Annotated in this window: 14 protein-coding genes; 3 read left to right on the top strand and 11 right to left on the bottom strand. The window is 65.0% G+C overall.

The features are described from left to right. Positions 1–8 precede the first annotated feature (8 nt). The 10 genes from AWC12_RS22895 to AWC12_RS22850 form a co-directional block, all read right to left on the bottom strand. Positions 9–605: a hypothetical protein gene (locus AWC12_RS22895; RefSeq protein ID WP_234814117.1), complete on the bottom strand. Its 597-nt coding sequence runs from the start codon at positions 603–605 to the stop codon at positions 9–11. Further along, the gene (locus AWC12_RS22890) at positions 602–1,483 is read right to left on the bottom strand and encodes a universal stress protein (protein ID WP_085177109.1); all 882 of its coding nucleotides are present in this window, start codon (positions 1,481–1,483) and stop codon (positions 602–604) included. The genes AWC12_RS22895 and AWC12_RS22890 overlap by 4 nt, the downstream gene beginning before the upstream one ends. A gap of 286 nt (positions 1,484–1,769) precedes the next feature. Next, positions 1,770–2,048, bottom strand: coding sequence for a DUF1876 domain-containing protein (locus tag AWC12_RS22885; RefSeq protein WP_085177107.1), 279 nt, complete (start codon positions 2,046–2,048; stop codon positions 1,770–1,772). An 85-nt stretch (positions 2,049–2,133) separates the two neighbouring features. Further along, positions 2,134–2,676 carry a hypothetical protein gene (locus AWC12_RS22880; protein ID WP_085177105.1) on the bottom strand — a complete coding sequence of 181 codons (543 nt, stop codon included), beginning with the start codon at positions 2,674–2,676 and terminating at the stop codon, positions 2,134–2,136. An 88-nt stretch (positions 2,677–2,764) separates the two neighbouring features. Then, entirely contained in the window at positions 2,765–3,019 is a 255-nt protein-coding gene (locus tag AWC12_RS22875; RefSeq protein WP_024449067.1) for an acyl carrier protein, read from the bottom strand. A 5-nt stretch (positions 3,020–3,024) separates the two neighbouring features. After that, positions 3,025–4,200 carry a dihydrolipoamide acetyltransferase family protein gene (locus AWC12_RS22870; protein WP_085177414.1) on the bottom strand — a complete coding sequence of 392 codons (1,176 nt, stop codon included), beginning with the start codon at positions 4,198–4,200 and terminating at the stop codon, positions 3,025–3,027. Then, complete coding sequence (locus AWC12_RS22865; RefSeq protein ID WP_085177103.1) at positions 4,197–5,174, bottom strand: alpha-ketoacid dehydrogenase subunit beta; 978 nt, start codon at positions 5,172–5,174, stop codon at positions 4,197–4,199. Before AWC12_RS22865 ends, AWC12_RS22870 begins: the two co-directional genes overlap by 4 nt. After that, the gene (pdhA, locus tag AWC12_RS22860) at positions 5,171–6,145 is read right to left on the bottom strand and encodes a pyruvate dehydrogenase (acetyl-transferring) E1 component subunit alpha (RefSeq protein ID WP_036466016.1); all 975 of its coding nucleotides are present in this window, start codon (positions 6,143–6,145) and stop codon (positions 5,171–5,173) included. Before pdhA ends, AWC12_RS22865 begins: the two co-directional genes overlap by 4 nt. Next, positions 6,145–7,944 (bottom strand): acetate--CoA ligase, encoded by a 1,800-nt coding sequence (acsA, locus tag AWC12_RS22855; protein ID WP_085177101.1) that lies wholly within the window; start codon positions 7,942–7,944, stop codon positions 6,145–6,147. The genes pdhA and acsA overlap by 1 nt, the downstream gene beginning before the upstream one ends. Continuing rightward, positions 7,941–8,207: a hypothetical protein gene (locus AWC12_RS22850; protein WP_085177099.1), complete on the bottom strand. Its 267-nt coding sequence runs from the start codon at positions 8,205–8,207 to the stop codon at positions 7,941–7,943. Before AWC12_RS22850 ends, acsA begins: the two co-directional genes overlap by 4 nt. A 162-nt stretch (positions 8,208–8,369) precedes the next feature. On the opposite strand from AWC12_RS22850, the gene AWC12_RS22845 reads away from it, so the two are divergent. Together AWC12_RS22845 and AWC12_RS22840 are read left to right on the top strand one after the other, a co-directional pair. Beyond that, complete coding sequence (locus tag AWC12_RS22845; protein WP_110808719.1) at positions 8,370–8,825, top strand: nitroreductase/quinone reductase family protein; 456 nt, start codon at positions 8,370–8,372, stop codon at positions 8,823–8,825. Then, a complete protein-coding gene (locus AWC12_RS22840; protein ID WP_085177412.1) occupies positions 8,815–9,966 on the top strand; it encodes an Rv2629 family ribosome hibernation factor in 1,152 nt (383 codons plus the stop codon). The genes AWC12_RS22845 and AWC12_RS22840 overlap by 11 nt, the downstream gene beginning before the upstream one ends. A gap of 306 nt (positions 9,967–10,272) precedes the next feature. Here the strand turns inward: AWC12_RS22840 and AWC12_RS22830 are convergent, their stop codons facing one another. Beyond that, positions 10,273–11,160 carry a universal stress protein gene (locus AWC12_RS22830; RefSeq protein ID WP_085177095.1) on the bottom strand — a complete coding sequence of 296 codons (888 nt, stop codon included), beginning with the start codon at positions 11,158–11,160 and terminating at the stop codon, positions 10,273–10,275. Positions 11,161–11,413: 253 nt separating this feature from the next. Between AWC12_RS22830 and AWC12_RS22825 the strand changes: the two genes are divergently transcribed. Then, positions 11,414–11,830: a DUF5709 domain-containing protein gene (locus tag AWC12_RS22825; protein WP_085177093.1), complete on the top strand. Its 417-nt coding sequence runs from the start codon at positions 11,414–11,416 to the stop codon at positions 11,828–11,830. Positions 11,831–11,878 lie beyond the last annotated feature (48 nt).

Here is an 11,878-nt window from a genome sequence, read left to right as displayed (position 1 = left end):
GTTCGCTCCTACTTGCGCGCCGACCAGCGCGGCTCCTGTGTCAGATAGCGGTTGACGATCGCCACGGCTGCCTTCAGATGCCGGTTCGCCTGCTCGATGTCGGCAACGAACTCGGCGTCATACTCATTCGTCGTCCGGCCGATCACTGCCATGCACATGTGGGAAGCCTCATGTGCGTCGTCTGTCGCAGCGTTCAGTTCTGCGGTCAGTTCCCGATCTGGCGACGGCAGATGCGCGGCGATACCGACGGCCGCCGAATCGTGCACCCGCTGGCAGGCTGCGGCGAGCGCAGGTGCGTCCAGGCGGTCGAGCGCGCGCTCTGAATCATCCAGTGCCTCTTGGAGGTCCGCCACCTCCGGGTACGCCGTCGCCCACCACTGCGTCAACTCGGCGTGCTGTGCGGGCGCCAGTCGACGCGGCCCGTCGGGTGCCTCACCGGTCAGCACGAGCGCAATAACGCCCGAGGCGACGACCACCGCAGCGATCATCGCGAAGATGAGCATCACCGGAAAAGAGCGGTACCACCGCTGCTTGCCCGTGTTGCTCAACGAGTCGGCCGGCGTGGCGGACGCCGGAGGGGGCGGCGGCACCGATACGTCGGTCATCGCGGGCGAACCACCGTCAGCGGTACGGTCACAGACTGTGCCACAGCCGAACTGATCGATCCGAGCAGCATTCCGGTGAAGCCGCCGCGGCCGTGACTACCCAGCACCACCAACTGTGTGGTGCGCGATTTCTGGACAAGCCAGTGAGCCGGCTCGTCAAACTCGACGTGACGCCGGACGTCGACCTGCGGATAGCGCTCCTGCCATCCGGCCAGACGCTCAGCGAGCGTTGCCTCGGCCTGCTGCTCGTACCCGCGTAGGTCAGCGCCCTCCGCGGGAAGTCCGTATCCAACGCTCCATACGTGCGCGGCCAGCAGGACGACGTCGCGCCTGGCCGCCTCTTCGAACGCGACCGCAGTGGCAGCCTCCGACGCCGGCGAACCGTCGATTCCCAGCAGGATGGGCAAGCCGACATCGGGCAGCTCACCGGACCGACTGTGCACGACGGTGATCGGCCCGTGCGCATGGTGGATGAGACCGGTACTGACCGAACCCATGACCAGCCGCTTGAGCGTCCCCATCCCGCGGCTACCGACGATGGTCATCTGCGCCTCCTTGGAGGCATCGATGAGCGCAGGCAGTGTCGGACCTCGCTGAAGCTCGGCACGGACATCGATCGGCTTGCCCGCGGTGGAGATCGATAGCGCCTCTTCGCGAGCATATTTCAGCGCTTGCTCGGCATTCTGCCGTTCGAATTCGCTGATGGTTTCCTGCAGCGGGCCGACCGGCCAATTCACCGATACCGGGGTCACCACACACATCAGCGTGAGCGGCACACCGAACAACTGGGCTTCGCGGGCCGCCCACCGGACCGCCGCCGCCGATTCCCGGGAGCCATCGACACCCACCAGGATGCCGTACCGAGTTTCTTCGCCCATGGTGGTTCCCCTCACTTCGAGTAGCGCCCGGCGATGTAGGTCGTCGCTACTGCCATCGCCGCAACGACGATGGCGATCAGCACTGCGGCGGTCGGCCAATCCATGACTGCTCCTCGTCCTCGTACGAACCGGGCGCTTCGTCACTTACGCTATGGATTGCAACGCAACGGCATTAGGGCCCTTGGTCCCGTCTTGGGGTGCCGGTCGTCATGGCGCGCTACGGCGGTCGGCCACCGACTTCCGATGCCGCAGAGCAACGCCCGTACGCACCAGACCCGCATTTTTGTCAGTCGAGTGAGACCACATGCTCATGGGTGACGCTTTCGATGTCGTGCGCCGTCAATGCCAGCAGACGACGCGACAGATCGGAGAGAGCGCGTGCCACCGCGAGCTCGTCTCCGATCACCGGCACGTCCTGGTCCGCGGGATTGCGCTTGGCCAACCCGACGCCCGTGACGTCCCTGTCGTCCCAGACCAACCAGGCGGTCGCGTGAGTGTGATCGTCGTGCTCGTCGACACATACGCCGACGGTCCACTCCCTGGGCCGGCTCATCGATTTAGTCATCGCGCCCTCCTCGTCAGTTACCTCGACATCACGATAGGAGCGCCCATTCGGCACCAGTAGGGCCGAAAGGACCTAACTGAACCCTCTACCGCGGAGCCGTACTGGGGTCGACCAGGCGCTCCTGCGAAGTGCGCAATGCCCATGTCGTGAGTGGATGACGCAAGACAGACCAGACGGCGCGGACGGGACGGGCAACCAGCAGCGTGTCACCGCCTGGCTCGGTCCTGTTCGCAGCAGTTGTGGCTGGTATGACGATCATCGAGAAATGTCCCGGTATTGCACCTCTCTGGATGCGTCGAGCGAAGTCGTCGACCAGAGGGGCGTTGTCGTCAGAGGTGATTACGACATGCTCGAAGTCACGGTTGGTGAGTAAGAGGTCGAGCACATCGGTCGGCGCCGGCAAGACCCAAATTTCACAACGACGGTCGATGTCGAACTCCGGATCCTCGTCGATCCAGTCGGCTATCGACTGCGCATCCCCACCGGGGGGAGCCAACACCATGACTGCTGCACCTCGTACGGCGGCCTCGTGGAACGCTGCGCTCAACACAGCGCTCGCGTTCGATTTGTCGGCCAGAACCGCAACGACCCAACGGTCGTCCGACTGCGCCGTACCATCGTGGTCCACAGACTGACGCTAAATTCTGTGGATCCTTGAGCTGTAGCGCCTTTGGTCCAGTAAACGAGGGCCATTGGCCCCTCGCCGGCGCCGCTCTTTACAGTGAACCCGACCGCACATCCACGTACTCCACTACGTCTGCCAAGGTTCGAAGCTGTGCGTAGTCGGATTCGGGGATGTCGACCTCCAACCGGTTGTGGATGCCGACAAGGAAGTTCAGCCAGTCCATCGAGTCGAGGTCGACCTGCTCACGAAGCAGCACATCATCGTCGATGTCGTCGGGATCCACCTCGGGGGCGATCTTCGTCAGCACCGACATGATGTCGCCGCGAATGTCCTGTCGTGTCCGCATGGGTGTCACTTCTCGAGTTGTTCTGGATGCTGGAGGATTTCGTTGATCGCGGCGAGGAACATCGCACCACGATGGCCGTCGCTGGCGCGGTGATCGGCGGCAAGCGTCGCATGCATGGTGGTGGCGATGCGAATGCCGCCGTCTACCGCGCACACGCGCTGCGCCTGTTTGCCGAACCCGACCAGTGCCACCTGCGGTGGATAGATGATGCCGTAGACGCTGTCAACGCTGCGGTCTCCGAGGTTGGTGACGGTGATCGTGGGGTCGGACATCTCGGAGCTGCGTAGCGTCCCCGCGCGGGCGCGAGCCACGAGGTCGGCCAGGTCGGTCATCAACGCGTCGAGCTTCTTGTCCGGAACGTCGTGGAGGGCGGGCGCGACGAGGCCTCCGCCGCGCAAGGAGATCGCGACGCCGACGTGCACGCCGCCGGCAGCGCGAAACTCGTCGTCGACCCAGAATCCGTTCAGGTCGTCGAAGCGGCGGGCGGCGATACCAACGGCCTTGATGTAGAGGGCTGCCGGCAGTACCCGTTCGGTGACCGAGCACGCAGCGTTGCGTTCGGTCAGCCAGCGCAGCGCGGTGTCCAGCATGATCTCGTCGCTCAGGTAGTAGTGCGGGATCTCACGCTTGGACCGTCCCATGGCGGCCGCTATGGACCGCCTCATTGCAACGCCTCGCTGCTCTGCTGCCGGCTGGGGGGACGGCTCTGATACCTGGGCCGCGGCGTGTTCCACATCGGCGATGGTCACTGCGCCTTGCGGACCGCTGCCGGTGATGCCGTCGAGGTCGACACCCAGTGATGCCGCCAGCCGGCGCGCGGCGGGAGAAACCCAACGCCGATGTGCCGGCTCCGCCACGGGCCGCGCAGCGGCCGGTTCCGCGGCGGGCCGCGCAGCGGCCGGTTCCGCTGCGTGTTCGGTCGTCGCGGATTGTGTTGCGGCTTCACCCGATTCCAACAGTCGCGCCAGCGGTGTGCCGACCGATACAGTCTGGCCGACCGGCACGAGGAGCTCCTCGACCGTGCCGTCATGCCAGCATTCCACCTCCACAGCAGCCTTGGTGGTTTCGACGACCGCGACGACCTGACCCCGGGTCACGGTGTCGCCCGGCTTCACCAGCCACTCGTTCAGCGTTCCCTCATCCATGTCTGATCCGAGGGCAGGCATCGTAAATTCGATCACCGCTGCACCCCGCACAAGGTCCTGACCGCCGCGGTGATGTCGTCGCGCTGTGGGAGCGCCGCCTCTTCGAGGTGCCGGGCATAGGGTATGGGCACTTCCGCGCTACAGACCCGTGTGATCGGCGCGTCGAGGTCAAAGAATGCGTGTTCGACGATCTGCGCGCTGATCTCTGCGGCGAGACTGCCTGAGCGCCAAGCCTCATCGACAATCACAGCGCGGTGCGTCCGGCGAACAGACTCGACGACCGTCTCGACGTCCAGTGGCCGCAACACTCGCAGGTCGATGACTTCGCAGTCCACACCCTCGGATGCGAGTTCGTCGGCGGCGTCCAGCGTTTTGGGCAGGGATCCCCCGTAGGTGATCAACGTCGCGTCAGAACCACGGCGGCGAACAGCCGCCCGAGTGATGTCGGCGGGCTGCCAGCCATCCACGTCGACCGACGTATTGTAGAGCTGCACATGCTCGAACACGATCACCGGATCCGGGTCCGCCAACGCAGCTGCCAGCATGCCGTGGGCATCCTCCACTGTCGCCGGGGCGACGACCTTGATGCCGGGGATGTGGGCATACCAGCATTCGAGACTATGGGAATGCTGCGCCGCCAACTGGCGACCGGCGCCTGTCGCCATCCTGATCACCAGGGGCACCGAGAACTGGCCACCGGACATGTGGCGCAGCGCCGCCGCCGTGTTGACGATCTGGTCCAGTGCCAGCAAGCTGAAATTCACGGTCATGATCTCGACGATGGGCCGCAGACCCCCAAGGGCGGCACCGATTCCCATTCCCACGAAGCCCAGTTCGGACAAGGGGGTGTCGCGCACCCGCTCAGGGCCGAATTCGTCGAGCAACCCCTTCGACACCGCGTACGTGCCGCCGTAGCGGCCGACGTCTTCTCCCAGCAGCATCACGCGGGGGTCCGACAGCAGAGCCTCGCGGATCGCGTCGTGCACCGCTGCGCGGTAGGTCGTCTTCATCCTGTCTGCCCTCCGGTCGGCGTCAGGACATCCTTCGCGAGATCGGCGACGTCCTCCCAAGTTCCGGCCTCGGCGAACTCCACGGCCTCGGCGATCTCGGCATCGACAGCCCTCTCGATGACGTCAATGTCGGCCGAGTTCAGCGACCCCTCTGCCACGCTTCGATCGGCGAACGTACGGATCGGGTCGCGGCCCCGCCATTCATCGACTTCGACTCTGGCCCGGTATAGCTCGGGATCGAACATCGAGTGGGCCCGGAATCGGTAGGTGCGGAACTCGACAAAGAAGGGTCCACCTACTGTCCGGATGTGGTCGACGGCCTCTTGGGCCACCGCCTTGCACTCCGCCACATCCATACCGTCGACCGCCCTGGTCGGCACGTTGTATGCAGCGGCCTTGACGGTCAGATCGACCTGTGACTGTGCACGCTCCAGGGCGGTACCCATCGCGTAAAGGTTGTTCTCGCAACAGAAGAGAACGGGAAGGCGCCACAGAGCCGCCATGTTCAGCGATTCGTGGAACGCGCCTTCGGCAACGGCGCCGTCCCCGAAGTAGCAGGCCGTGACGCGGGGACGCCCCAGTTGGGCATCCGCGAGTGCCAGGCCGACCGCGAGCGGCAGTCCACCCGCGACAATGGCGTTTCCGCCGTAGAACCGTCGGGCAGCGTCGAACAGATGCATCGAACCACCGCGTCCCCGCGAACATCCCTGCTGCTTGCCGAACATCTCGGCCATGATGGACGTCATGGGCACTCCGTGCAGCAGCGCATGGGCGTGTTCACGATAGGTCGCGACGACGGCGTCCTGCGCGTCGAGCGCCCGCAGCGACCCCGCCGCGACAGCCTCTTGGCCGACATAGAGGTGGAGGAATCCACGAATCTTACTCTCGCCGTATAACTCTGCGCACTTCTCCTCCATCCGGCGGACGCGGACCATGTCCGCCAGGAGTCCGTAGGCGACATCGTGATCCATCACAGCGTCACAGCCTCCACGCCGCCACCACCGGGGGCCTCGATGGTGGAAATGTCTCCCTCGGGAAGGCCGAGCTCCCTGGACTTCAGTAGCCTGCGCATGATTTTTCCGCTGCGCGTGTGAGGTAACGACTCGACGATTTCGATGCTCTTCGGTGCTACCGCTGCACCCAGCCTTTTCCGGGCGTGGGCCATCAATTCCCGATTTAAGGCTTCGTCGGGCCGGTAACGGTCCTTGAGCGTCACGAAGGCCTTCACCACCTCCCCGACGGTGGGATCAGGCACGCCGATGACCGCGGCCTCGGCCACCGCCGGGTGATCGGTGAGGGCATTCTCGACCTCGAACGGACCGATCAGGTGGCCCGCGGATTTGATGACGTCATCGGCGCGTCCGACGAACCAGAAGTATCCGTCGGCGTCACGTTTGACGATGTCCCCGGTCAGATAGAACCCGCCAGCGAAGGTCTTTCGATACCGCTGCTCTTCGTGAAGATACCCGCGAAACATGGATGGCCATGTCGGCTTCAACGCGAGCTCACCCTCGACGTCGGGAGTGTCGAGCACCTCCACCGACCCGTCCGAGCGAGGGTGGACGACGAACGCCTCGACCCCGGGCAGTGGCCGGCCCATGGATCCCGGCTTGATGTCGAAAGCCGGTGTGTTGGCGATCATGATGCCGCCCGTCTCGGTCTGCCACCAGTTGTCGTGAATCGGTAATCCGAGCACGCGTTTCCCCCACCAGACCGCCTCCGCATTGAGTGGTTCACCGACGCTGGCAACGAAGCGCAACCGCGGGAACCGGAAGTTCGACACCATCTCGGTTCCGGCTTTGATCAGCATCCTGATCGCTGTGGGCGCGGTGTACCACACCGTGACCCCCTGCGTTTCCAGGATGCGGTACCAACGCTGCGCATCGAACTCGCCTTCGTCGACCACCGAGGTGACTCCGTGCACCAGGGGGGCGATGACACCGTAGGACATTCCGGTCACCCATCCGGGATCTGCTGTGCACCAGTAGATGTCGTCGTCATGGAGATCCAGCGCGTAGGACCCCGTCACGTAGTGCATCGTCACTGCACCGTGGACGTGGAGAGCGCCCTTGGGGGTTCCGGTGGTGCCACTGGTGAAGTGGAGCAGCGCCGGGTCGTCGGCTGTCGTGGGTTCGATCGGCGCGTCATCGGCGGCCGCATCCATCGAGCGCCAGAAGCCCAGCGTCCCGGGTACGGCGCCGTCATCGCTGTGGTCGTCGATGATGAACACGTGGCGCAGCGACGTCAAGCTGTCCCGGATCCCGGCGATCTTGCGGTGATAGAGCGCCTTGGTGGTGACCAGGACAGCCCCCTCGCCGATGCGCAGCCGGGTGGCGACCGGCTCCGGCCCGAACGCTGAGAACAGCGGTGAGACCACACTGCCGTTGCGCAGGGCGCCGAGAATGGTGACGTAGAGCTCCGGGCATCGTCCGAGCAGAGTGAACACCCGCTCTCCTTTGCCTACGCCGATCGAGCGCAAGACGTTGGTGAACTGCCGCGTGAGGCGGCCGAGATCGCGATAGCTGAGGTCGCTCGTCGTGAGGGCGTCGCCTTCGCCGGACGCTGAGACGAAGCGCAGCGCGGTCCGTGACGCCTGCGGTCCGGCGGCGTGCCGGTCGATCGCGGCGTAGGCGATGTTGCACAGTCCGGCACCCATACCGGTACAGTTGTTCGGCGCCGCTGACCACGTGAACTCGGCCCGAGTCCTCTCGTAGTCAACGAAATTCGGCGGGGCCGCCCAGTCGTCGGCTGTCTTGCGGATCACTGTCATGGTGCTGTCACGGTCTTCGGCGGAAGCAATCCGATGCGGGCCGCGACAGGCAGATTGGCCATCACGCGGTCAAGCAATGCACTGTAGGCAGATCCGTCGTCGTGTAATCGGCGGTACCCGCGATGCAGGAGAAACACGTCGAGGCGACGGTCGATGGGCCACTGCGCATAGACATCGCCGGTGAATTCCGACCGGAGGAACTGCCACGCGACGTCGTCGAGCTGGCTCTGAGTCGGGACGGTCCGCGCGCTCGACATGGACATGTTCGCACCTCCGGGAACAGTGGGCCGGACCCATCGTTTTCCACGCACATCCCGCGGCGGTAGGGACGAAAGTCACCCGCTGTGGGACTGGGGTCTTAGGTCACCGAATCGATGTCCGCTTGGCCCTGTGCGCCAAACCGCGAGCTTGACGAGCATCGGGAGATGCCGAACAAGACCGGAAACGCCGTCACCGATGCGGTGCGGCAGTTCAACAAGTACTTCCTCAATCCCGCAATGTTGCGGTTGGCGGGCCGGAAGCACTGGTACGCCGCTGCGATCCACCACACCGGGCGCGTCTCCGGCAGGAAACGTGTGACGCCGGTTGTCGCTGACCGGGTCACTGACGGTTTCATAGTTCCTCTTCCCTATGGCACGGAGGTGGATTGGCTGCGCAATGCGGTTGCTGAGAACCACGCGACCATCACCGTCGGCGGTTCGTCCTTCGACGTCACCAACCCCCGGATAATCGGCGCCGAGGAGGCGGAGAGGCAGCTGTCCAGCCGCCACAGCCGCACGTTCAAACGCTTCGGGATCACTGACTACGCCAAGTTTGACGTCCGGACCGACACCAAGGCGGGGATCCGCCCCGATGACCGGGAGGAGCATCATGGACGCTGACCGCCTCCGACGGATTGCCGACGCACAGGGGCCATTCGTGTCGCTGTACGTCGACGACACCCGCAACACCGCTGATGCCGAGAAACAGGCGCAGTCGCGGTGGTCGGCGATCCGGCGCCATCTGGAAGACAGCGGGTTGAGCGAGCACGTCGTGGGAGCGGTCGAGCGGGCGGTTCTGCACAGCCGCCCCGGCGTCGGCCCGAAGAGCCGCGCAGTCATCGCGGGACGAGAAGGTGTGCTACTGAACGAACTGCTGGACAACCCGCTGCCTGTCACCCATCTACGCGTGTCCGACTACCCCTATGTGTTGCCACTCTTCGAGTTCGGCGCGTTCAAACCAACCTTCGTGTTCGCCTCGGTGGACCATCTCGGTGCTGAGCTCTCGGTGCACATCGGCGCCGGAGTGCACACCGAAGTCGTTGAGGGCCAGGCTTTTCAGGTACACACGCCGACGACCGCAGGCTGGAACGGCTATGGCGACCTTCAACACACCACCGACGAGGCGATCCGGACCAACGTGCGGGCCATCGCCGAGCGAATCACCAAGGCTGCCGACGAATCACATGCGGAACTGGTGCTGGTCTGCGGTGAAGTACGAGCGCGCACCGACGTCGCCTCAGCCCTGCCGCAGCGCGTCGCAGATCGCGTCGTGTTCCTCCCTGCCGGTGCGCGCGGCGGCCGCGCAGCCGAACACGATGTGGCGACGGCGATCGATGAGGAGTTGGCGCGTCGTAGGCATGACGCGGTGAATACTGTCGTCGCACGGTTCGAAGCAGAACGCGCCCGGGCATCCGGTTTCGCGGTTCAGGGACTGCCCGGCGTCTGCACGGCGCTGCGGGACGGGGCCGTCGACGTCCTCCTTGTCGGCGACCTCGGCAACGCGACGGTGGTCGCCGGAGAGGACTTGACCGCTATCGCCGCTGATGCTGATTCGCTGTCCGACCTGGGCGAAGCGCCGCGTCGGATCGCCCTGGCTGACGAGGCCCTTCCCTACGCCGCGCTTGCGACGGGTTCGGCGGTGGTGCGCTGTGACGCCGGGACGGCGCTGACCGGTGGCATCGCGGCATTGCTGCGCTATCCCAGGCCAAGCGCCGAAAAGCCGCGCGCCGCGGCGTCCCCGTCGGCGAGAAAGGCAGGGTGACATGGCGTTGGGGACGCATCCCGTCTTGAGGAGGAGCCCATACCACGACAGTCGCCGAACACTGTGCGCCGCAGAGGGTGTACTGGTCGCTCTTGCGCATTGCAGCCTCGATGACGCGTTCCTCGACATCATCGGAACCGCTCGACGTCATAACGTCGCACCACTACGGCTGGCGACTGCGCTGGTGTCGCGAGTGCAGGGGGACCCCGGCCAGGAAACAGACGAGGCCGTGCGGTTCGCGATCGATGAAGCGTGGGGCGCGCTTCTCACGAAGCCAAGCCACTTGGTGGCGGTCGAAGCGCGTTCCTAGCCGTGGCGGGTGACGAGCACCGGAACGTGCGCGTCTTTGGCGACAGTTGTGCTGACCGAGCCCAGCAACGTGCCGGTCAGCGCGCCACGCCCGTGACTGCCCACGACGACCAATTGCGCGCGCTCGGCCTGATTGAGAATCTGACGGGCCGGTGCGGCGAAGCGGACCAACATGTGCACGGCTACTTGCGGGTGTCGTTGCCGTAGTTCTCGCAGGTGATCGCGGAGTAACGCTTCGGCTTCGGCCTCGAGTATGGACCTGCGCGAGCCCGAGATCGACGCGGACTCGGCATCGTCTTTGCACACATGAAGCGCAAGCAAACCGACGCCCCGTCGCGATGCTTCCTCCATTGCCGTTGCCGCGGCAACCATCGAGGCCCGTGAGCCATCGATACCGACCAGGACGGGCTTGTGATGCGAATTGGGCTGCGGCGGAGCCTCATCGTGGACAACGGCTACCGGGCAGTGAGCGTGATGCAGCAGGCCGACAGCTATCGATCCGATCGAGCGTCGGTGCCTGCCGGCCAGCCCGCGGGACCCCACCACGAGCATGTGCGACTGCCGGGATGAGTCGACGAGTACTCCCACGGCTTGTCCTGGTGGACAACCTGTTTCGACCTCAAGTTCGACGTCGGCACATTCGCCTCGAGCTGCCGCGACGGCCTCGGCAATGACCGCGCTTCCCTCGTTTTCCGCTATCGAAAGCACCTCGTCGGGTATCTGCCCTGCCTGCTGGGCCCATCTGGCCTCCTCCATGACGTGAAGGATGGTGAGCGGGAGGTGGCGCAGCTTGGCTTCGCCCGCGGCCCAGCGCACCGCGTTCAAAGCCGACGCCGACCCGTCGGTGCCGACCACGATCCCATGACGTGGCGATCCTTCAGACATGTAAGCCTCCCTTACGGCATCACGCCGATCGTTGCGACGCTACGTCGGGCCGCCCGATGTCACTGGAGGCGTTTGTCATGAACCTAGGGCCGAAAGGCCCTTCGCCGGGGGCATGCCCCGGGTCAGAATCCAATAATTGCCTGGATATTCCCCCACGGCGAAAAGGCGAGGAGCACAACATGACTGAGCACGCCATCACGGCACGAGCAATCATGCACCCAGGCACCGGTAGCTGACCGATCCGTTTATCGACATGGACACCTCAGCATTCGCGCCCGGCCCGGGCGAGTACAGCACCGACGACGAGAACCAACTTCAGCCCGAGGACACCCTCATCGACCGGGGTGTCGCCGACGTCCTCGATGAGGGTTACTCACCGTCCGAAGGTTCGTACCTGAGCCGGACATCCGCATCGGACGTGGCGGATCCCGGAGCGCGGCTCAATGTTCTGTACGACGAGGACGAAGAACAGCGGTCGGATGCCGCCGAACGGGAGGCCGAGTTTCCCTCCCGCCGCGAGGTGGGAAGGGCGAGGGCAGGCCGACTCGTGGCTCCGGACATGGGATTCGGCGAGGATGCTGAGGCAGAGTTGGTCGCCAGCGACGTCGGGTTCAGCGGGGGTGCCGCCTCGGCAGAAGAGGCGGCTGTCCACGTCATCGATGACGAGTGAAACTGTCACCCCAGCTGCGCGACGCACGGCTGGCTGACCGGAGGATTC

The organism is Mycolicibacterium iranicum, from assembly GCF_002101705.1.
GTDB classification, from domain to species: domain Bacteria; phylum Actinomycetota; class Actinomycetes; order Mycobacteriales; family Mycobacteriaceae; genus Mycobacterium; species Mycobacterium iranicum.
Note: the sequence above shows the minus strand (reverse complement) of the source record. Positions and strands in the feature narration are given on the sequence as shown.

What these genes read in the sequence shown, in the direction of transcription:
- AWC12_RS22865 (WP_085177103.1), bottom strand. Translation starts at nt 5,174, where the DNA reads ATGAAGACGACCTACCGCGCAGCGGTGCACGACGCGATCCGCGAGGCT.
- AWC12_RS22840 (WP_085177412.1), top strand. Translation starts at nt 8,815, where the DNA reads ATGGACGCTGACCGCCTCCGACGGATTGCCGACGCACAGGGGCCATTC.
- AWC12_RS22825 (WP_085177093.1), top strand. Translation starts at nt 11,414, where the DNA reads ATGGACACCTCAGCATTCGCGCCCGGCCCGGGCGAGTACAGCACCGAC.
- AWC12_RS22830 (WP_085177095.1), bottom strand. Translation starts at nt 11,160, where the DNA reads ATGTCTGAAGGATCGCCACGTCATGGGATCGTGGTCGGCACCGACGGG.
- acsA (WP_085177101.1), bottom strand. Translation starts at nt 7,944, where the DNA reads ATGACAGTGATCCGCAAGACAGCCGACGACTGGGCGGCCCCGCCGAAT.
- pdhA (WP_036466016.1), bottom strand. Translation starts at nt 6,145, where the DNA reads ATGGATCACGATGTCGCCTACGGACTCCTGGCGGACATGGTCCGCGTC.
- AWC12_RS22890 (WP_085177109.1), bottom strand. Translation starts at nt 1,483, where the DNA reads ATGGGCGAAGAAACTCGGTACGGCATCCTGGTGGGTGTCGATGGCTCC.
- AWC12_RS22885 (WP_085177107.1), bottom strand. Translation starts at nt 2,048, where the DNA reads ATGACTAAATCGATGAGCCGGCCCAGGGAGTGGACCGTCGGCGTATGT.
- AWC12_RS22875 (WP_024449067.1), bottom strand. Translation starts at nt 3,019, where the DNA reads ATGCGGACACGACAGGACATTCGCGGCGACATCATGTCGGTGCTGACG.
- AWC12_RS22895 (WP_234814117.1), bottom strand. Translation starts at nt 605, where the DNA reads ATGACCGACGTATCGGTGCCGCCGCCCCCTCCGGCGTCCGCCACGCCG.
- AWC12_RS22850 (WP_085177099.1), bottom strand. Translation starts at nt 8,207, where the DNA reads ATGTCCATGTCGAGCGCGCGGACCGTCCCGACTCAGAGCCAGCTCGAC.
- AWC12_RS22845 (WP_110808719.1), top strand. Translation starts at nt 8,370, where the DNA reads ATGCCGAACAAGACCGGAAACGCCGTCACCGATGCGGTGCGGCAGTTC.